The sequence below is a fragment of the Pseudomonas sp. XP2 genome (assembly GCF_053557975.1).
Genome location: NZ_JBNRIK010000009.1, coordinates 11,147 through 29,695 on the forward strand (window position 1 = coordinate 11,147; position 18,549 = coordinate 29,695).

The window sequence follows — 18,549 nt, forward strand, 5'->3', positions numbered from 1 at the left end:
GGGTGGAATCGCGGCGAGGGCCAGGTGGAGGTCAGCCCAGCAGTTGCAGTTCGCGCGCCGAACACAGGGCGCTGTCGCGGTCGGCCACGTCGAGCTTGCGGAACAGGTTGTTGATGTGGGTCTTGACCGTGCTAAGGCTGATGAACATCGCCTCGGCGATCTGCCCGTTGCTCTGCCCGCGGGCCATGCGCTGCAACACTTCCAGCTCACGGCGCGAGAGCGGCACGATCAGGGCGCTTTCCACGTTTTCCTTGTTTGCCAGCAATGGCCGGAACAGGGCATTCAGGTGCTCGCGCAAGGGCGCTGGGGCCTGCAGGCCCAGGCGTTGGCGCACCTGGGGCAGCAGCAGTTGGCGCAGGGCCTCCAGGCAGACGTCACCTTCATACTGCAGCAGTTGGCCGAAGCCGTAGGTGCAGGCCAGTTGCAGCGCCTGTTCGAGGCTGAGCAGGGCGTCGTCGCGGGCACCACGGTCCTGTAGCAGGGCAGCGTGGAGCAGCAGTGCGTCGACCAGCAGGCGGCGGTTGCCTTGGGCCTGCGCTTGAGCCTGCAAGCTCTGCTGGATCTGCCAGGCCTTGTCGCGCTGGCCGAGGTGGCGTTGCACCCAGGCATAGGCAAGCCACTCTTCCGGTAAGAGTTGCTCGCCATATTGGCGCCGGCACCAGTGCCATTGGTCGAGCCAGTCGGGCAGGTAGTCCTGGTCATTGTCGCGCAAGGCCAGGCGCGCGAGCCAGGCGCCGGCCTGGCGGTAGAGGGTAAGCAAACGGTTTTGGCGGGCCAGCCGGCGTACCTCTGCCCAGCGTGCCCTGGCCTGGCCGGTCTCGCCCAGCGCCCAGTGCAGGCATGCCTGGTGGTGAAACACCCAGGGCAGCGCAGCGCTGTGGGGGAAGCCCAGTGCCAGCACCTCGGCCTGGGCCAGGGCTTGGCGTGCCTGGGCCAGGCGGTTGGCTTGCAGCAGTGCCAGGCCTTTGCCCAGGTGGCGGAACAGTTCATAGAAGCGCCCCGAACTGCCGGCGGCAGGCAGCTCGGCCATGCCTTGCAGGCGCGCCCAGGCAGCATCGTTGGCACCCTGGGCCAGTTCGATCTGCGCCAGCAACAGTTGCAGCAGGTTGGTGTAGCCGCTCAGGCCAAAGCCCTGCAGCTCGCGTAGGGCGCGGCTGCCTTCGGTGTGGGCCTGCTCCAGTTGGCCGAGCGCCGCCAGGCAGTTGGCGCGGTCGAAATACAGCACCGAGCGCGCTGCGTTGTGCTGGGGAAACCGCTGCAGTGCCCGCGCCGCGAGGGCCAGGGCGTGCCCCAGGTTGCCGCCCAGGTAGGCCAGGCGGCTGCGCAAGAACATTACCGTCTGCTGCACCCGCTCGGGGTGGCGCGGCACTGCCTGGCGGCGCTGCAAGGCGTGTAGCTGGTGCAGGCACTGGCAGGCCTGGGCGATATCGTTGGTGACCATCACCGTGGAGGCCTCGGTCACCGCCAAGGTGAAGCTGTCGTTGCCAGCGTGGCCAGCGACCTCGTCGAGCACATCGACCAGGGTGTTGACCTTGCCCTCGCGCAGCAGCTCGAAACCGTGCCGGTCGACGATGTTGAGCACGGCATCCAGGTCGCGTGCCCGGCCGAACTGGTAGATCGCCTCGGTGTAGCGGCGCTGGGCCAGCAGCCAGCTGGCAGCCTGGCGGTGCAGCTGGCGCAGGCGTTGGGGGTCGCGTTGTTCCAGGCGTTGGTAGAGGCTGTTGCGCAGGGCTGGGTGGTAGCGGTACTCGGCGTGGCTGCCCTGGGGGACTTCGATGATCAGGTCCAGGCGCTGCAGCTGGCGCAGCGCGGCGGGCACATCGGCATCGGCGGCCAGTTCGCTGGCAAGGCCTGCATCAAACACCTGGGCCACGGCGGTGTGTTCCAGAAATATCCGCAACGGCACGGGCAAGCGCTGCAGCCGTTCTTCTTCGAGAAACTGCCGGGCATGGGCATAGGCCTGGCGGGTGATCGGGCGCAGGTCAGCAGGGGCCTGGCCGGTGCTGTGCAGCGCCTCGCGGTAGGCCTCGAACCAGAACAGCACACCGCTAAGCCAGCCTTCGCTGCCGGCGCGCAGCTGGTACAGCGCATCGCTGCCCAGGTTGACGTCCCGGGCCTGTGCCAACTGGCGCGTCTCTTCGCTGTCCAGGGCCAGGTCACGGGCGCCCAGCACAATCAACCGACCCTCGCGGCGCAAGTGGGCCAGCGGCAGCGGGGGCGGTCCTTCGCTGGCGGCGACCAGGCGCAGCGCAGGCGGCGGGTCATGCAGCAGCGTGTCCAGGTACTGCCAGGCGGGCGCGGCGTTGAGCAGGTGCAGGTCGTCGAGCAGCAGCGTCAGCGGCGCCTGGCGCGCCTCCAGGTCGGCCAGAATCAGGCTCCACAGGTGCTCGGCCTGCGGTGTATCGCGTTGTTGCGCAGGCAGTTGCAGCGCAGCGTGCAGGTGCAGCAGCAGGGCCGGTGGCTGGTTCTCGGCGCGGGTCAGGCGCAGCCATGCCCAAGGCCCGGCCAGGCTGCGGGTGAACTGGCCAAGCAGTGTGCTCTTGCCATAGCCCAGCGGTGCTTGCAGGAGCACGACGCTGCCTTCGTCCAGGGCGTTGGCCAACTGGTCGAGCAGCCGCGCTCGCACCACCCCCCTGGTCGGCTCGGCGGGCGGGCGAAGCTGGTTCGGTTTGAGCGCGGGAAGATGCATGGCTAGCAGGTTCCATCGGTTTGGCCAGACATCCTAGCCGAGCGCACGCCCGGCGCGGGGAAATTCTGCTGGGGGAGGGCAGTGGCTTGCTGTGCAGAATTGAACGGCGGTTTCAGCTGTGCAATGGCGCTGTTCAAGTCTGATTTGAATGGCGTTGAGTGCGCTGAAAGATTAGATACAACTTATTGATTTTTAAGCGAATATTTAATTCATAGGAAGCTGGCAACCATCTTGCTTAGAGCCACGGCACTCGTGAACAGTGAGTTGGACCGACCATGCCAAGCAGTCATTTAGCGCAGCAATCCAGTGCTCGCATCGACGTCGCAGACGCCCATGAGGTGCTGTCTGCCTATTTACAGGAGCGCCTTCACGGCCAGCCGGTGCGCATTACCCATAGCGAGCGATTGTCGGGTGGCGCCATCCAGGAGAACTGGTTGATCAAGGCCGAGGTTGCCGGTGTGCCGCAACGTTGGGTACTGCGTACCGATGCGGCTTCCGCCGTGGCCGCCAGCATGAGCCGCGCGCAGGAGTTCGCCGTGCTCAGCGCCGCTCACCAAGTGGGTGTGAAGGTGCCCGAGCCACTGTGGCTGTGCCAGATGCCACAAGTGATCGGGCGCGATTTCTTCATCATGCAGGCCCTGGCCGGCCACGCTGGCGGCCACCACTTGACCAGCAGCCAAGGCGCCCCCGAGGGCGACCCGGGGCTGTGCCGGGCGCTTGGGGCCAACCTCGCACGCTTGCACCAGCTGCGCCCGCCGCAAGCGGCGCTGGCGTTCCTGCCTGCACCGGTGGCCGATGCCGTGCAGGCCAGCGTCGACCAGTACCGCCTGTTCCTCGATGCCTTGCCGGGTAGCCACCCGATCATCGAATGGGGCCTGCGCTGGTGCGAGCTGAACAAGCCTGCCCCCCTTGCCACTTGCCTGATCCACCGCGACTACCGCACAGGCAACTACATGGTCGAGGAAGGTGAGCTCTGCGGCGTGCTGGACTGGGAATTTGCCGGTTGGGGCGACCCCCGCGAAGACCTGGGCTGGTTCACCGCACGCTGCTGGCGGTTTGCCCGGCCGGACCTGGCGGCGGGCGGCATCGGCCGCCTGGACGACCTGCTCGCCGGCTACCGCAGCGTCTCGCCACTCGACCTGGACAGCGAAACGCTGCGTTTCTGGCAGGTCATGGCCCACCTGCGCTGGGCGGTGATCGCCCTGCAGCAGGCCGAACGCCATGCCTCAGGCCAGCAACGCTCGCTGGAACTGGCGCTGACCGGGCGCATGGTCAGCGAGCTCGAACAGGAACTGCTGTTGCTCACCCAAGGAGGCCGCGCATGAACCCGCCCGATGCCCAGGACTTGCTGCTGACGGCGCGTGACGCCCTGCTCAGACAGTTGTTGCCCGCATTGCCGGCACACTTGCACTACGAGGCGCGGATGGTGGCCAGCGCCTTGCTGATCGCCAGCCGCGAGGCTGCCCAGGGTGCGGCCTGTGCCGACATCGAACGCCAGGCCATGGCCGGGTTGGTGCAAGGCCAGGCCTCGCTCGAGCAAGCCCGCAGCGAACTCGCCCAGCGTATTCGCTTGGGTGCCTTCGACCAGGCCGGCGAGCCCCGCGCCCACCTGCTGGCGGCACTGCGCACCATCAATCGTGCACAACTGAGCATCACCAACCCCAAGGTATTGGCCCATGACTGAACAGCCTGCCCAGCCGGTGCGCCGCCGCCGCTGCTACCTGGTCCGCCATGGCCATGTCGACTACTTCGACACCAGCGGCCGTCCCCTCGACCCGCGCAGCGTGGCGTTGTCGGCCAATGGCGTAGCCCAGGCCCAGGCGCTGGGGCAGGTGCTGGCGCACACGCCATTCGACCGCGCCGTGTGCTCAGACTACCCGCGCACCCGGCAAACCCTCGACCAGCTCCTGGGCGGCCGCGTCCAGCCTGTGGAAGAGCACGCCGGGTTTCGTGAGATCCGTGCCGGCCGCTTGCGGGAAATCCCCCGTGAATACCTGCACCGTGAAGTGGCCCAGGCCTACCAGCTCGCCGATCACCCCGACGCAGCCTTTTTGCGCGGTGAGCCTTGGGCCGCGTTCCAGCAACGCGTGCTGGGCAGCTTCCAGCAGTTGCTGGAAGCACCTGACTGGAACGCGCTGCTGCTGGTCAGCCACGATGCGGTCAACCGCATTCTTCTGGCCTGGGCCTGCGGCGCCGGCCTTGGTGCCTTGGCTGCCTTCGAGCAAGACCCGGCCTGCCTGAACATCGTCGACATCGACATGGCGGGCCCGCAGGCGCTGCGTGCCTACATCCGCACCCTCAACTACTCAGCCTACGACCCTGCCAAGGCAACGATCGACCAGACCGTCATGGAGCATGTGCACGCCTCCATCGACCCACGTCGCCTGCTCGCCTGACCCTGATGACCCTGCTAAGGAATACCGCCATGCATTTCGCCCTGTCTGCCGAGTTGACTGCCCTGCAAGCCAAAGTACGGCAGTTCGTCGCTGACGTCGTCATCCCCCTGGAGCGCGACCGGCGCCAGACCCCCCACGGTCCGTCGCCCGAGCTGCGCCAGGTGCTGATCGAGCGCGCCCGTGAACACGGCCTGCTGACTCCGCATGCCTCGCGTGAGATGGGCGGGCTGGGACTGAGCCACATCGAGAAGGCGATCATCTTTGAAGAGGCCGGCTATTCGCCGCTTGGGCCGGTAGCCCTGAACATCCATGCCCCCGACGAAGGCAACATACACCTGATGGAACAAGTGGCAACGCCTGCGCAAAAAGACCGCTGGCTCAAGCCGCTGGTGCAGGGCCGGATCCGCTCCTGCTTCGCCATGACCGAGCCAAGCCCGGGCGCCGGCTCCGATCCTTCGATGCTCACCACCCAGGCCGTACGCGACGGCGACGACTACATCATCAACGGCCAGAAGTGGTTCATCACCGGTGCCGAAGGCGCGCAAGTGGCAATCATCATGGCGCGCATGGAAGACGGCAGCGCGACCATGTTCCTCACCGACACCGACCGCCCCGGTTTCATCCTCGAGCGCATGATGGACTCGCTCGACAGCTGTTTCGCCGGCGGCCATGCGGTGCTGCGCTTCGACAACCTGCGCATTCCCGCCAGCGATGTGCTGGGCGAAGTGGGCAAAGGTTTCCGTTACGCCCAGGTGCGCCTGGCCCCGGCGCGCCTGACTCATTGCATGCGCTGGCTCGGCCAGGCCCGTCGTGCCCATGACGAAGCCTGCCGCTACGCCAACCACCGGGTATCGTTCGGCAAGCCGCTGGGCGAGCATCAGGGCGTAGGCTTCATGCTCGCCGACAACGATATGGACCTGCACACCACGCGCCTGTCGATCTGGCACTGCGCCTGGGTACTGGACCAGGGCAAGCGCGGCAACTTCGAGTCGAGCATGGCCAAGGTGCTCAGCTCCGAGGCCATCTGGCGGGTGATCGACCGTTGTGTGCAGGTGCTCGGCGGGCAGGGCGTTACCGGCGAGTCGATCGTCGAGCGGATTTTCCGCGATGCGCGCAGTTTCCGCATCTATGACGGCCCCAACGAAGTGCACCGCATGAGCCTGGCGAAGAAGATCCTCGCCCGTACCGCGCCGGGGGTGGCCGGATGAACCTGGACAGCTATCGCAACCAGGTGGTGATGATCACCGGCGCCGCCAGCGGTTTTGGCGCATTGTTGGCCGAGCGCCTGGCCGGGTTGGGCGCCCACCTGGTGCTCGGCGACCGCAACGTGACGGGCCTGGAGCGGGTGGCCGGCACCGTGCGCGAGGCCGGCGCCACAGTGCTGGCGGTGCCGTGCGACGTGACCCGTGAGGTGCAGGTCAAGGCGCTGGTGGACGCGGCCATGGCCACCTTCGGCCGCCTCGATGTGGGGGTGAACAACGCCGGGATACTTACGCCGATGAAGCGCTTCGTCGACACCACCGAAGAAGAGCTGGACCGCAGCCACGCGGTCAACACCAAGGGCGTCTTCTTCTGCATGCAACAACAACTGCGCCAGATGTTGCCGCAAGGCGGCGGGGTGATCCTCAACATCGCCTCCATGGCCGGGCTCGGCGGTGCGCCCAAGCTGGCCGCCTATGCGGCGCCCAAGCTGGCCGCCTATGCGGCGGCCAAGCATGCGGTGGTCGGGCTGACCCGAACCGCAGCGGTCGAATACGCCCGCCGAGGCATCCGCGTCAATGCGCTGTGCCCGTTCTACAGCGCCACGCCCATGGTTACCGGGAGCGATGTGGGCGAGGAACAGGCGTTTCTCGCCCAGGGCTCGCCGATGAAGCGCCTGGGTACCCCCGACGAAATCGTGGCGGCCATGCTGATGCTGTGCGCCCGTGAAAACAGCTACATGACCGGCCAGGCGATCGCCGTGGATGGCGGTATTTCGGCGTTCTGAGCCATGCCAGCCGCGCCCCGGCACTGAAACCGGGGGCGCTGTCATGAACTGAAAAACCGTTGTCGTCCGATGATAAGCGGCGTATTGCGCAACGGCCTAAATTGCCCTTCAAGACGCATGTTGCTGTTCAACAAAAACTACAAGAAGGGAGATTGGCATGGCCAAAGCGGTACGTTTCTACGAAACCGGAGGGCCTGAGGTCCTGCGCTACGAAGACGTCGAAGTCGGCGAACCGGGCCCTGGGCAGGTGCGCCTGCGGCACGTGGCGGTCGGCTTGAACTACGCCGACACCTATTTCCGCAACGGCACCTACCCGATCCCGCTGGCCAACGGCATGGGCGTGGAAGCGTCCGGCGTGGTCCAGGCGGTGGGCGAGGGTGTCAGCGACGTAGCGGTCGGCGACCGGGTGACCTACACCGGCTTCATGAATACCCTCGGCGCCTACAGCACCGAGCGCCTGATCCCTGCCGCGCCGCTGATCAAGCTGCCGGAAACCATCGCGTTCGAAACGGCCGCGGCCATGACCATGCGCGGCCTCACGGCCTCGTACCTGATGCGTCGCCTGTACGACTTCAAACCGGGTGACAGCATCCTGCTGCACGCCGCTGCGGGTGGTGTCGGCTTGATCGTCTCGCAGTGGGCCAAGCTGCTGGGGCTGACCGTGATCGGTACCGTGTCCACCGACGCCAAGGCCGAATTGGCGCGTGCCCATGGTTGCGACCACACCATCAACTACAGCCACGAAGACGTGGCCAAGCGCGTGCGCGAGCTGACCGATGGGGTTGGCGTCAACGTGGTGTTCGACAGCGTCGGGCGCACTACCTTCATGGGCTCGCTGGACTCGCTCAAGCGCCGTGGCCTGATGGTCTGCGTGGGCACCGCTTCTGGCACCATCGAACCGTTCGACCCGCAGATCCTGGCGATGAAGGGCTCGTTGTTCCTGACCCGCCCGGCACTGGCCGACTATATCGCCGACCCGGCTGAGAAAGCCGCCCTGGCAGGCGAGCTGTTCGGCCATGTGGCCAGTGGCCGCATCAAGATCGAGATCAACCAGCACTACGCCTTGCAGGACGCAGTTCAGGCGCACCGTGATCTGGAGTCGCGCAAGACCACCGGTTCGTCGATCTTCGTCATCTGAGGAGGGCACTGCCATGCAAGTCGAACAATTGACCTGCGCCATCGGTGCTGAACTGCTTGGCGTCAGGCTGGCCGATGCGATTCATGATGACGGCCTGTTTGCAGAGGTCCGTGCCCAGTTGCTCAAGCACCGGGTGCTGTTCCTGCGCGACCAGGACATCAGCCGCGCCGACCACGTGGCGTTCGCCCGCCGCTTTGGCGAGCTGGAGGACCACCCCGTGGTCGGCAGCGACCCGGACCACCCCGGCCTGGTGCGGATCTACAAATCGCCGGAAACGCCGGTAGACCGCTATGAAAATGCCTGGCACACCGATGCCACCTGGCGTGAAGCACCGCCGATGGGGTGCGTGCTGCGCTGCGTGGAAAGCCCTGCGGTGGGCGGCGACACCCTGTGGACCAACATGGTGCTGGCCTACGACAACCTGCCTACCGAGATCAAGTCGCGCATCGAGGGCCTGCGTGCCCGGCACAGCATCGAGGCCAGCTTCGGCGCCGCCATGCCGATCGAAAAGCGCCTTGCCCTCAAGGCCCTCTTTCCCGATGCCGAGCATCCGGTGGTGCGTACCCACCCGGAAACCGGCGAGAAGGTGCTGTTCGTCAACGCCTTCGCCACCCATTTCAGCAACTACCACACCCCCGAGCGCGTGCGTTTCGGCCAGGACGCCAACCCCGGCGCGGGCGAATTGCTGCGCTACCTGATCAGCCAGGCCTACATCCCCGAGTACCAGGTGCGCTGGCGCTGGAAGCCCAACAGCATTGCCATCTGGGACAACCGCAGTACCCAGCATTACGCCGTCATGGATTACCCCGCCTGCCACCGCAAGATGGAGCGCGCCGGGATCATGGGGGATGCGACTTTCTGACCCGCCAGACACGTTGGGGCCGCAATGCGGCCCCAATCGCTACGCGATAGCCTGTAAGCAATAACAACAATAAAACTCAGATATCCGAGGAGGCAGCATGGCCACCTATCACGCCAGTGCGGCAGAACCAGGCACTGATACTTCGCTCGGCATTCCACGGCGCTACGCCTGGATCGTTTTCGCCCTGACCTTCGGCCTGCTGATTTCCGACTACATGTCGCGGCAAGTGCTCAACGCCGTATTCCCGCTGCTCAAGCAGGAATGGCAGCTCAGCGACAGCCAGCTGGGGCTGCTCAGCGGCATCGTCGCGCTGATGGTCGGTTTGCTGACCTTCCCCCTGTCGTTGCTGGCCGACCGCATTGGCCGGATCAAGAGCCTGACGTTCATGGCCGTGATGTGGAGCCTGGCGACCTTGGGTTGCGCCCTGGCGGAAAACTACCAGCAGATGTTCATCGCACGCTTTCTGGTTGGTGTCGGCGAGGCGGCCTACGGCAGCGTCGGTATTGCCGTGGTGGTGGCGGTGTTCCCGCGTGAGATGCGCGCCACCCTGGCCGGCTCGTTCATGGCCGGTGGCATGTTCGGTTCGGTACTGGGCATGGGCCTGGGCGGTGTGATGGCCCAGCACCTGGGGTGGCGCTGGGCATTCGCCGGCATGGCCTTCTTTGGTTTGGCGCTGGCGCTGCTGTATCCGCTCATCGTGCGCGAGGCGCGCATTGCCCCCAAAGGCCTGGCGGCAACGCCCGACAAGGCTGCGCTCAAGGCAATGCGGCCACTGCGTACCCTGTATTCAAGCCGCTCGGTCATCAGCGCCTATGTCGGCAGCGGTTTGCAGTTGTTCGTCGGTGGCACGGTGATCGTGTGGTTCCCCAGCTACCTGAACCGCTACTACGCCATGAGCACTGACCGCGCCGGCGCCGTGGCTGCGATTATCGTGCTGTGCAGCGGGGTGGGCATCGTGCTGTGCGGCATGCTTTGCGACCGCATGGGGCGCAAGCGCCCGGACCACAAAATCAGCCTGGCCATCGCCTACTGCCTGGGCAGTTGTGTGCTGCTGTCAGTGGCCTTTGCCTTGCCGCCGGGCATGCCGCAACTGGTGCTGATTTGCCTGGGCATGATGATCGCCGCCGGCACCAATGGCCCGTCCAGCGCCATGGTCGCCAACCTCACCCACTACACGGTGCTACGGCACCGCGTTTGCCACGCTGACCTTGTGCAACAACCTGCTCGGGTTGGCCACCGGCCCGCTGATCACCGGCAAGGTGTCTGACCTGATCGGCTTGCAGTCGGCATTCCAGCTGGTGCCGTTGATCAGCATCGGCGCAGCAGCGGTGTTCATTTATGCCAAGCGTCACTATCACCTGGACATGGCGCGCCTGCAGCTCGGTGAAACCGCCCAGGCACCTGTTCAGCCAGAACTGGAGGCCCGTTCGTGAAGCGTTTGTTGTCGATTGATGTGTACTTCGATTTTATCTGCCCGTGGTGCTTGATAGGCCGCCGGCAATTGCAAGCCGCCCTGGTGCAGTTCAAGGCAGCGCAGCCAGAGGTCGAGGTCAACCTGGCCTGGCAGGGCGTGCAACTGTTGCCTGAGCTGCCATTTGACGGCCAGCCGTTCGCCGAGTTTTACCGGCGACGCCTGGGCAGCGATCAGGCCGTGCGGCAACGTCAGGCCCAGGTGCGCGAAGCGGCCAGCGCCGTCGGCGAGCAGATCGAATTCAGCCGCATCGAGCGCATGCCCAATACCGCCGACGCCCATCGCTTGTTGCTTCACGCCAGTGAGCTGGGCAATGAAGCACAGGTAGAGGCACTGCTGGAGCGGTTACTGGCTGCGTATTTCAAGCAGGGTGAAGACCTGGGCGACCGCGCTACGCTGTTGTGCATCGCCGAGCAGTGCGGCTTTGCCCCCGAGGCCCTGGCCGGCAGCGTGCGTGGCGATGGCCTGCCGTTCGTCAGTGCCGGCGCCGACATCGCCGGCCGTGGCGTGCCGTGCTTCGTTTTCGATGACCGGCTGCAAGTGGTTGGTGCGCAGCCGGCCGAGGCCTTGCTGGAGGCCATGCATCTGGCGGTGTCGGGCCTGGCGGAGAGAGAGGCATGAGCACGCTGGCGTTTGCCTGGGTCAACAACCGGGTGCGCGACCTGGCCCCGGGCCTGATCGTCAGCCTGATCGCCGCGGGTGCGGCGAGTTTCCTGGCCGAACACTACGGCGCGCCGGTGATGCTGTTCGCCCTGTTGCTGGGGCTGGCGCTGAACTTTCTGAGCGCGGACGGCAAGTGCAAGGCCGGCATCGAGTTTACCGCGCGCAGCGTGCTGCGCCTGGGCGTCGCGCTGCTGGGGATGCGCATCACCCTGGAGCAGATGGCTGGCCTTGGCTGGAAGGCGGTGGCGCTGGTGGTGATCCTGGTGGTGGTGACCATCGGCGTGTCGATGGTGGCGGCCAAGGCCATGGGCTTCCAGCGCCTGTTCGGCATGCTGACAGGCGGCGCCACGGCGATCTGCGGTGCTTCGGCGGCGCTGGCGCTGGCTGCTGCGCTGCCCAGCCACCCGCAGAAGGAACGGGCGACGCTGTTCACGGTGATCGGCGTGTCGGCGCTGTCGACCCTGGCGATGATCCTCTACCCGATGATCGCCAATGCCCTGGGCCTGTCGCCGCAAGCCGCCGGCGTGTTCCTCGGCGCCACCATCCATGATGTGGCGCAGGTGGTGGGGGCCGGCTACAGCATGTCCACCGAAACCGGTGATACCGCCACGGTGGTCAAGCTGATGCGCGTGGCCATGCTGGTGCCGGTGATCGTCGTCGCGGCCATGATCGCGCGTCGCCAGGGTATCGACAGTACCGGCAAGCGCCCGCCGTTGCTGCCATGGTTCGCGGTCGGCTTCATGATCCTTGCCTGCGTCAACAGCACCGGCTGGGTGCCGCTGGCGGTGCAGGGCAGTATCAACGAACTGTCGCGTGGGTGCCTGGTGGTATCGATCGCAGCCCTGGGCATGAAAACCCAGCTCAAGGAGCTGGCCGCCGTAGGCATCAAGCCGATTTTGCTGATGGTGGGCGAGACGGTGTTCCTGGTGCTGCTGGTGCTGGGCCTGATGCACGTCGGCCTGTAGCCCAGAGGCCCAGGGCCGTCAGCGTGCGCTGGTGGTCGCCTGGGCGGCGCTGCGGTTGCGTCTGGTTTGTGTGTGCGGCTCATGCTGCGCACGCCAGGTGGCTGGCGGCTGGCCGAACTGGTTGATGAACCAGCGGGTGAACGAGCTGTGCATGGAATAACCGAGCATGTCGGCGATGCGCCCCAGCGAATAGCCAGGGCTTTCCAGGTAGCGCACCACCAGGTCGCGGCGTACGCCGTTGACCAGCTCGCTGAAGGTCGCGCCTTCTTCTTCCAGGCGCCGCTGCAAGGTGCGCACGTTCATGCCCTGGGTCTGGGCGATGTGCTCGATGGTGGCGCGGCCCATGGGCATCAGCAGGAAGATCGCCTTGCGCACTTCCAGCGTCAGTGATGGCAGGTTTTCGTCCTGCAGCAACCCCACATAACGTTGCGCCAGCCGCGCCATGCCTTCGTTGGCCTGGGGGTTGGCGGTGTCCAGGTCGGATGCCGAGCAGACGATGCCATTGAAGTCGGTGTTGAACTCCAGTTTGCAGCCGAAGATGCGCCGGTGGATGGCCAGGTCAGCGGGGGCGGCGTGGGTGAAGTTGGCGCTGATCGGGTGCCAGTGCGAGCCCAGTAGCGCCGAGCAGAAGCGGTGCATCACGCCGATGGCCAGCTCGATAGCCTGGCGGCTGTGCATCGGCTGGTCAGTGATGACCTCCTGGCGGATGATCACCGTCTTGCCGATTTCCTCGATGTGGATGGCCAGTGCGTTGTTGAGCAGGTGGCGGTACTGCACGATCACCTGCAGGGCGTCGCGCAGCGAGTGCTGATGGCTGATCAGCAGGCTGACCTGGCCAAAGTCCGACAACTGGCGGAGTTCGGCCATGCGCAGGCCGAAGGCTTCGCAGCCGCTCAGCCGCGCCGACTCCTCCAGCACGTTGATGGCAGCGGCCACCGGGATGCGTTGATCGGGGGTTTCCAGCAGCGATGCACTGAGGCCGGCCTGAGCCAGCAGGCCATGGCCGTTGAGGCCCAGATGGCGTGAAACTTCCAGGTAATTGGTGAGGGTTGCAGCACGGGCGAGCACGGTCATTTTATTGTTTTCCACGTGATCTTGATGAGCTTCCGCTGCGCTGGCGGGTGGTCTTTTATAGCGGTTGTGTCGTCAGATGCAAAGCCATTTCCGAGCAGCGGAGCCCGGGGCCGGGCGGCACGGCAGCCGTGTCATCAACTGAAAAGTTCGTGACGCGCAATGTAAAGCGGCTGGCAGGGCGACTCTTTACTCTGGCTTCAAGCAGTCGGCAATCGACCGAGTTGACCAGAGCAAGGGCCCTGACGTGGAAAAACTGCAAACCGCCGCAACCGTGCTGATCGTGCCTGGCTTGCGCGACCATGTACCCGAACATTGGCAAACCCTGCTGCAAGCGCGCCTGGGCAAGGTGCGCTCGGTACCACCGCTGGAAACCGACAAGCTCAGTTGCAGCGCCCGCGTCGAAGCGATCGAGCGCGAACTGGCCAGCATTGACGGCCCGGTGATCCTGGTCGCGCACAGCGCCGGTGTGCTGATGGTGGCGCACTGGGCCGCCCGCTACCAACGCCCGATCAAGGGCGCCTTGCTGGCCGCCCCACCGGACCTGGATACCGATTGGCCGGCCAATTATCCCACCCCCGACAGCCTGCGCGCCAACGGCTGGGCACCCCTGCGAAGCGGCCGGCTGCCATTCCCCAGCCTGGTCGCGGGCAGCAGCAACGACCACCTGGCGAGCTTCGAAGCCGTCGCCCGCATGGCCGACGAGTGGGGCAGCGAGCTGGTCGATCTCGGCGCCGTTGGCCACCTCAACCCAGCCTCGGGCTTCGGCCCATGGCCACACGCCGAGGCCTTGATCCAGCAACTCGATCGCTAAACCGCCCGGGGCACGCGCACTCAGGGTCAGGCCGGCGCCCGATCGTTGCTGGCACCTTGCACATCCCAAGCAGAGATACCGCATGAACAACAATAAGAACGTTCTCTTCTGCCTTCACCGCCGCAATCTGTTGGCCACGCTGGTGCTGGTCGCCGGCGCGCCGGCTGCCCAGGCATTTCAGCTTGACCTCGCCGACCCTGACTGGAACGTGCGCTTCGACAACACCGCCAAGCTCAGCTACGGCCAGCGCGTCGAGGGCCAGAACGCCAAGGTCGCCCGCACCGCCAACCTCAACGACGGTGACAAGAACTTCAGCGTCGGCAGCGCGGTGACCCAGCGGGTCGACCTGCTGACCGAACTGGACGTGGTGTACCAGGGCAACATGGGCATGCGTGTCAGTGCTGCGAGCTGGTACGACCACGCTTATGGCGACGTGGGCTCCAATTCCAACCCGTTTCCCGGCCAGGCGGGCAATGCCGGCAACCTGGTGCTGGCGCGCCCGGCCGGTGGCCTGCCGGCTGGCACTGTGCTGCAGGGCGGCCCGTCCAGGCGCCATGGCCTGAGCAATTACAGCGACCGGTACTACAACGGCCCGTCTGGCGAATTCCTCGATGCCTTTGTGTTCTACAGCACCGAAATCGGTGACGAGTCAATGGTGAGCGGCAAGCTCGGCTGGCACTCGCTGTACTGGGGCGAGACCTTGTTCAACGCCGCCAACGGCATCAACTATGGCCAGTCGGCACTGGACCTGGCCAAGCTGTACAACGTGCCCGGCACCGAAACCAAGGAACTGTTCCTGCCGCGCAAGCAGCTGTCGCTGAGCTACACGATCAACCCGGAACTGACCCTGGCGGCCCAGTACTTTCTCGAATTCGAAAACTCGCGCCTGCCTGAAGGGGGCACCTACATGGGCGCCTACGACATGCTTGGCGACGGTGCCGACATTTTCTGGCTGCCGGTGCCCAACGCAGTCGGCGGTGCCGGTGCCTTCTATGGCGCACCCCGCGGGCATGACATCCGCCCGCACAACAGCGGCGACTTCGGTGTAATGGCCAAGTGGAGCCCGGAATGGCTCGACGGCACCCTGGGCTTCTACTACCGCAATACCTCCGACCCGACCCCCGCGGTGCTGATCAATGCCCCCAACCTGCACACGGGCAGCCTGGAAGGCACTAGCTACATGACGGCCTATGCCGACGATATCGATATCTACGGCATCAGCCTGGCCAAGAGCGTCGGTCCGGTGAGCGTGGGGCTGGACGTCAACTACCGCGAAAACATGCCGCTGATCAGCAACTTCACCACGATCAACGGGCCGCTGTACGGTGCCCTGACCGGCACCGCCGGCGGCACCAACCTGATCGGCGAAGTGCCAGGCCACGGTGAAACCGGGCTGGCCCGCGGCAAGACCTTGCATGTGGTACTCAACGGCTTGGTGTCGTTCGGCGCCACGCCGTTGTGGAACGCTTCGTCGCTGGCCGTGGAAGGCGCCATGACCCATCTGGTCAGCGTCGACAAGGGCGAGCAAACCTTCAAGGGCGACGCCAGCTACGAAGGCGTCGACAAGGTCACCACCAACGCCTACACCCTGGCAGTCAACTTCACCCCGACCTGGTTCCAGGCGCTGCCAGGAGTCGATATCACACTGCCGCTGTCCTACAACGTTGGCCTCAAGGGCAACTCGGCCGTGCAGCTGGGCGGTAACGAAGACGCCGGCAGCTACTCGATCGGGATCGCCGCCGACGTCTACCAGAAGTACAAGTTCGACCTGAAGTACGTCGACTCCTTCGGCAAGTTCGATACCTGCGAAACCGGCACCGACAACAACACCCCGGGCACCAACGGGCGCTACCAGTGTATCCCCGGGCAGATCACTTCGCAGGCTGGGCTTGCACCGCTGCTGAAAGATCGCGGCATGGTCACGGCCTCGTTCAAGACCACCTTCTGAAGCTCCTAGTACAACAACAAGCGGAGAAACGCGATGAAGTATCTCAATAGCCTGCTGTCGGCCTCGCTTGCGGTCGTTATTGCCGGTAGTGCCCATGCGGCCGCCCCGGCCCAGGACGTCGCCCGGCTGGGCAAGGACCTGACCATGGTCGGCGCCGACAAGGCCGCCAGTGCCGACGGCGCGATCCCGGCCTACCAGGGTGGCCTGAACACCCCGCCTGCCAGCTTCAAGCAGGGCGATACCCTGCGCCCGGACCCCTTCGCCTCGGAGAAACCGCTGCTGGTGATCGACGGCAAGAACGTCGACCAGTACAAGGATTCGCTGACCGCTACCACCGTAGAGCTGGCCAAGCGCTTCCCGAGCTTCCACATCGATGTGTACCCGAGCCACCGCACTGCGGCGTTGCCCAAGGTGCTGCTCGACAACACCCTGAAAAATGCCGCCAATGCCAAGTCCCTGCAGGACGGCATGGCCATCGAAAATGTGCTGCCCGGCGTGCCGTTCCCGATCCCGCAGTCGGGCGCCGAGGCCATGTGGAACCACCTGCTGCGCTACCAGGGTGTGGCACAGAAGGCCAAGTATGACTCCTGGAACGTCGACTCCGCCGGTGTCGCGGCCCTGGCCACCACGGGCCTGGCGTACAACGCCTACCCGATCTACGAAGACATGAACAAAGTCATCGAACCCAAGGACATCTACTTCCAGACCAAGCTGTACTTCGAAGGCCCGGCGCGCCGCGCCGGTGAGTCGATGATGCTCAAGGACGCCGCCAACCCGCTGGTACAAGAGCGCCGCGCCTGGCAGTACCTGCCAGGGCAGCGCCGGGTGAAGCTGGCGCCGAACCTGGCCTACGACACACCCAACCCAGGCACCGCAGGCTCCGGTACCTTCGACGACGTGTACGTGTTCAACGGTGCGCTGGACCGATACGACTGGCAACTGCTCGGCAAGAAAGAAATGTACGTGCCGTACAACACCTACAAGCTCACCTACATCCACGACCCGAAGGCCCTGACCACGCCGAACCACCTCTCGCCCGACCAGGTGCGCTGGGAAAAGCACCGTGTCTGGGTAGTGGAAGGCACCCTCAAGGGCAATGCCCGCCACATCTATGCCAAGCGCCGCTTCTACCTTGACGAGGACAGCTGGTTTGCACTGGCTTCTGACCAGTACGACGCCCGTGGCCAGCTGTATCGCGGCTCGTTCAGCTTCTTCACCCAGAGCTACGACGTGCAGATTCCCAACAACAACCCGCACGTGGTCTACGACCTGGTCGGTGGCACCTACAACGTCAACGGCCTGATCGGCCCGCACGGCGGTATCGAGTACATCGCCCCTCTGTCCAAGGCGCAGTGGTCACCGGAAGCCCTGGCCGGCGCCGGCATTCGCTGACCCCGATGACCCGTCTGGCGGCGGCCCGCAAGTGGCCGCCGTCAGGTTTTGCAGAGGATGTGGCATGGCTTCTTTGAACAAGTATGCGCCGTGGGCGTTGGCAATCACGCTCGCCCTGGGCGGCAGCTGCGGTGTGGCCCAGGCGGCCTATGTCGATGTGCTGGACCTGCCGGCCGAGCCTAGCGCGCTAGCGGTGCACAGCGCCCTGCGCGATGTGGTGCGGGCCGGCGAGCGGCTGGTCGCGGTGGGGCCCCGTGGGCACATCGTGTATTCCGACAATCAGGGCCAGGACTGGCGCCAGGCCAGCGTGCCAGTCAGCGCCGACCTCAATGCCCTGGCGTTCCCAACCCCCCAGGAAGGGTGGGCGGCAGGCAACGATGGCGTGGTGCTGCACAGTCGTGATGGCGGTGTGAACTGGGCCGTGCAGCTCGATGGCCGGAAGATCGGTGCACTGGTCACGGCCCATTACCAGGCCTTGGCACAGGCCCACCCCGACGATGCGCAATGGCCGCAGTTCGCCGCCGAAGGCCAGCGCCTGGAGCAGGAGGGTGCCGACAAGCCGTTTCTGGGTGTGTGGTTCACCGACACCCGGCACGGCTATGTGGTGGGCGTGTTCAACCTGATCCTGCGCACCGACGACGGTGGCGAAAGCTGGGTGCCGATGCAGGACCGCACCGACAACCCGCAAGGCCTGCACCTCAATGCCATCCGGGCGGTCGGCGATGACCTTTACGTGGCCGGCGAACAGGGCCTGCTGCTTAAGTGGAATGCCCGGCAGCAGCGCTTCGTCGCCCTGCCTGGCCCTTACCAGGGCACCTGGTTCGGCATTCTCGGCAAGCCCGGCGAAGTGCTTGCCTACGGCCTGCGTGGCCACGTGGCGCGCAGCCTCGACGGCGGCCAGAGCTGGACCAAGGTGGACACCGGGCTGGGCCAGAGCATCACCGCCGCCAGCCTCGACAGCCAGGGTGACTACTGGCTGTTCAGCCAGGCCGGGCATGTGCTGCGCAGCCACGACGGCGGTCAGAGCTTCGCCCTGCAACCGCAGGTGCCGCTGGCACCTGTGGCGGCTGCCCTGCAGACCCACGGCAACGGCACCGTGCTGGTAGGTGAGCGCGGCGTGCGCGTGCTGCCAGCCCGCTAAGACCCACAAGTA

General features: G+C 65.6%; 15 protein-coding genes and 1 pseudogene. 14 read left to right on the forward strand and 2 right to left on the reverse strand.

The window, feature by feature from the left end; all coding sequences use genetic code 11:
* Positions 1–31: 31 nt before the first annotated feature.
* On the reverse strand, positions 32–2,689 hold the full coding sequence (locus ACK1VC_RS12005) for a LuxR C-terminal-related transcriptional regulator (RefSeq protein ID WP_449117961.1): 2,658 nt from the start codon (positions 2,687–2,689) through the stop codon (positions 32–34).
* Between the two features lie 275 nt (positions 2,690–2,964).
* On the opposite strand from ACK1VC_RS12005, the gene ACK1VC_RS12010 reads away from it, so the two are divergent.
* The 10 genes and pseudogenes from ACK1VC_RS12010 (at position 2,965) to ACK1VC_RS12055 (ending at position 12,171) form a co-directional block, all read left to right on the forward strand.
* Positions 2,965–4,014, forward strand: coding sequence for a phosphotransferase family protein (locus tag ACK1VC_RS12010; RefSeq protein WP_060519016.1), 1,050 nt, complete (start codon positions 2,965–2,967; stop codon positions 4,012–4,014).
* On the forward strand, positions 4,011–4,373 hold the full coding sequence (locus ACK1VC_RS12015; RefSeq protein ID WP_016485848.1) for a DUF6285 domain-containing protein: 363 nt from the start codon (positions 4,011–4,013) through the stop codon (positions 4,371–4,373). Before ACK1VC_RS12010 ends, ACK1VC_RS12015 begins: the two co-directional genes overlap by 4 nt.
* Positions 4,366–5,085 carry a histidine phosphatase family protein gene (locus tag ACK1VC_RS12020; protein ID WP_016485849.1) on the forward strand — a complete coding sequence of 240 codons (720 nt, stop codon included), beginning with the start codon at positions 4,366–4,368 and terminating at the stop codon, positions 5,083–5,085. The genes ACK1VC_RS12015 and ACK1VC_RS12020 overlap by 8 nt, the downstream gene beginning before the upstream one ends.
* Positions 5,086–5,114: 29 nt before the next feature.
* Positions 5,115–6,293 (forward strand): acyl-CoA dehydrogenase family protein, encoded by a 1,179-nt coding sequence (locus tag ACK1VC_RS12025; RefSeq protein WP_191087458.1) that lies wholly within the window; start codon positions 5,115–5,117, stop codon positions 6,291–6,293.
* Positions 6,290–7,072 (forward strand): SDR family NAD(P)-dependent oxidoreductase, encoded by a 783-nt coding sequence (locus tag ACK1VC_RS12030; RefSeq protein ID WP_191087459.1) that lies wholly within the window; start codon positions 6,290–6,292, stop codon positions 7,070–7,072. Before ACK1VC_RS12025 ends, ACK1VC_RS12030 begins: the two co-directional genes overlap by 4 nt.
* A gap of 157 nt (positions 7,073–7,229) precedes the next feature.
* On the forward strand, positions 7,230–8,210 hold the full coding sequence (locus ACK1VC_RS12035) for a quinone oxidoreductase family protein (RefSeq protein ID WP_016485852.1): 981 nt from the start codon (positions 7,230–7,232) through the stop codon (positions 8,208–8,210).
* A 13-nt stretch (positions 8,211–8,223) separates the two neighbouring features.
* Positions 8,224–9,072 (forward strand): TauD/TfdA dioxygenase family protein, encoded by an 849-nt coding sequence (locus ACK1VC_RS12040; protein WP_023049159.1) that lies wholly within the window; start codon positions 8,224–8,226, stop codon positions 9,070–9,072.
* 97 nt (positions 9,073–9,169) lie between these two features.
* A pseudogene (locus ACK1VC_RS12045) lies at positions 9,170–10,505 on the forward strand (MFS transporter).
* Positions 10,502–11,164, forward strand: a complete 663-nt coding sequence (locus ACK1VC_RS12050) for a DsbA family oxidoreductase (protein WP_016485855.1) — start codon at positions 10,502–10,504, stop codon at positions 11,162–11,164. Before ACK1VC_RS12045 ends, ACK1VC_RS12050 begins: the two are co-directional and overlap by 4 nt.
* Positions 11,161–12,171, forward strand: coding sequence for a YeiH family protein (locus ACK1VC_RS12055; RefSeq protein WP_016485856.1), 1,011 nt, complete (start codon positions 11,161–11,163; stop codon positions 12,169–12,171). The genes ACK1VC_RS12050 and ACK1VC_RS12055 overlap by 4 nt, the downstream gene beginning before the upstream one ends.
* Before the next feature lie 18 nt (positions 12,172–12,189).
* Here ACK1VC_RS12055 and ACK1VC_RS12060 read toward each other — a convergent pair whose 3' ends face one another.
* Positions 12,190–13,245, reverse strand: a complete 1,056-nt coding sequence (locus ACK1VC_RS12060) for an AraC family transcriptional regulator (protein WP_016485857.1) — start codon at positions 13,243–13,245, stop codon at positions 12,190–12,192.
* A 244-nt stretch (positions 13,246–13,489) separates the two neighbouring features.
* On the opposite strand from ACK1VC_RS12060, the gene ACK1VC_RS12065 reads away from it, so the two are divergent.
* The 4 genes from ACK1VC_RS12065 to ACK1VC_RS12080 all read left to right on the forward strand — a co-directional run bounded on the left by ACK1VC_RS12065 (position 13,490) and on the right by ACK1VC_RS12080 (position 18,537).
* On the forward strand, positions 13,490–14,056 hold the full coding sequence (locus ACK1VC_RS12065) for an RBBP9/YdeN family alpha/beta hydrolase (protein ID WP_449117962.1): 567 nt from the start codon (positions 13,490–13,492) through the stop codon (positions 14,054–14,056).
* An 82-nt stretch (positions 14,057–14,138) separates the two neighbouring features.
* A complete protein-coding gene (locus ACK1VC_RS12070) occupies positions 14,139–16,004 on the forward strand; it encodes a DUF1302 domain-containing protein (protein ID WP_191087461.1) in 1,866 nt (621 codons plus the stop codon).
* Positions 16,005–16,037: 33 nt separating this feature from the next.
* Positions 16,038–17,396: a DUF1329 domain-containing protein gene (locus ACK1VC_RS12075; RefSeq protein WP_070086481.1), complete on the forward strand. Its 1,359-nt coding sequence runs from the start codon at positions 16,038–16,040 to the stop codon at positions 17,394–17,396.
* A gap of 64 nt (positions 17,397–17,460) precedes the next feature.
* On the forward strand, positions 17,461–18,537 hold the full coding sequence (locus ACK1VC_RS12080; protein ID WP_060519002.1) for a WD40/YVTN/BNR-like repeat-containing protein: 1,077 nt from the start codon (positions 17,461–17,463) through the stop codon (positions 18,535–18,537).
* The last annotated feature ends 12 nt before the right edge of the window (positions 18,538–18,549 follow it).

Excerpts from the sequence above, each read along its gene's own strand:
- ACK1VC_RS12005 (WP_449117961.1), bottom strand. The coding sequence starts at position 2,689 with ATGCATCTTCCCGCGCTCAAACCGAACCAGCTTCGCCCGCCCGCCGAG.
- ACK1VC_RS12010 (WP_060519016.1), top strand. The coding sequence starts at position 2,965 with ATGCCAAGCAGTCATTTAGCGCAGCAATCCAGTGCTCGCATCGACGTC.
- ACK1VC_RS12015 (WP_016485848.1), top strand. The coding sequence starts at position 4,011 with ATGAACCCGCCCGATGCCCAGGACTTGCTGCTGACGGCGCGTGACGCC.
- ACK1VC_RS12020 (WP_016485849.1), top strand. The coding sequence starts at position 4,366 with ATGACTGAACAGCCTGCCCAGCCGGTGCGCCGCCGCCGCTGCTACCTG.
- ACK1VC_RS12025 (WP_191087458.1), top strand. The coding sequence starts at position 5,115 with ATGCATTTCGCCCTGTCTGCCGAGTTGACTGCCCTGCAAGCCAAAGTA.
- ACK1VC_RS12030 (WP_191087459.1), top strand. The coding sequence starts at position 6,290 with ATGAACCTGGACAGCTATCGCAACCAGGTGGTGATGATCACCGGCGCC.
- ACK1VC_RS12035 (WP_016485852.1), top strand. The coding sequence starts at position 7,230 with ATGGCCAAAGCGGTACGTTTCTACGAAACCGGAGGGCCTGAGGTCCTG.
- ACK1VC_RS12040 (WP_023049159.1), top strand. The coding sequence starts at position 8,224 with ATGCAAGTCGAACAATTGACCTGCGCCATCGGTGCTGAACTGCTTGGC.
- ACK1VC_RS12055 (WP_016485856.1), top strand. The coding sequence starts at position 11,161 with ATGAGCACGCTGGCGTTTGCCTGGGTCAACAACCGGGTGCGCGACCTG.
- ACK1VC_RS12060 (WP_016485857.1), bottom strand. The coding sequence starts at position 13,245 with ATGACCGTGCTCGCCCGTGCTGCAACCCTCACCAATTACCTGGAAGTT.
- ACK1VC_RS12070 (WP_191087461.1), top strand. The coding sequence starts at position 14,139 with ATGAACAACAATAAGAACGTTCTCTTCTGCCTTCACCGCCGCAATCTG.
- ACK1VC_RS12075 (WP_070086481.1), top strand. The coding sequence starts at position 16,038 with ATGAAGTATCTCAATAGCCTGCTGTCGGCCTCGCTTGCGGTCGTTATT.
- ACK1VC_RS12080 (WP_060519002.1), top strand. The coding sequence starts at position 17,461 with ATGGCTTCTTTGAACAAGTATGCGCCGTGGGCGTTGGCAATCACGCTC.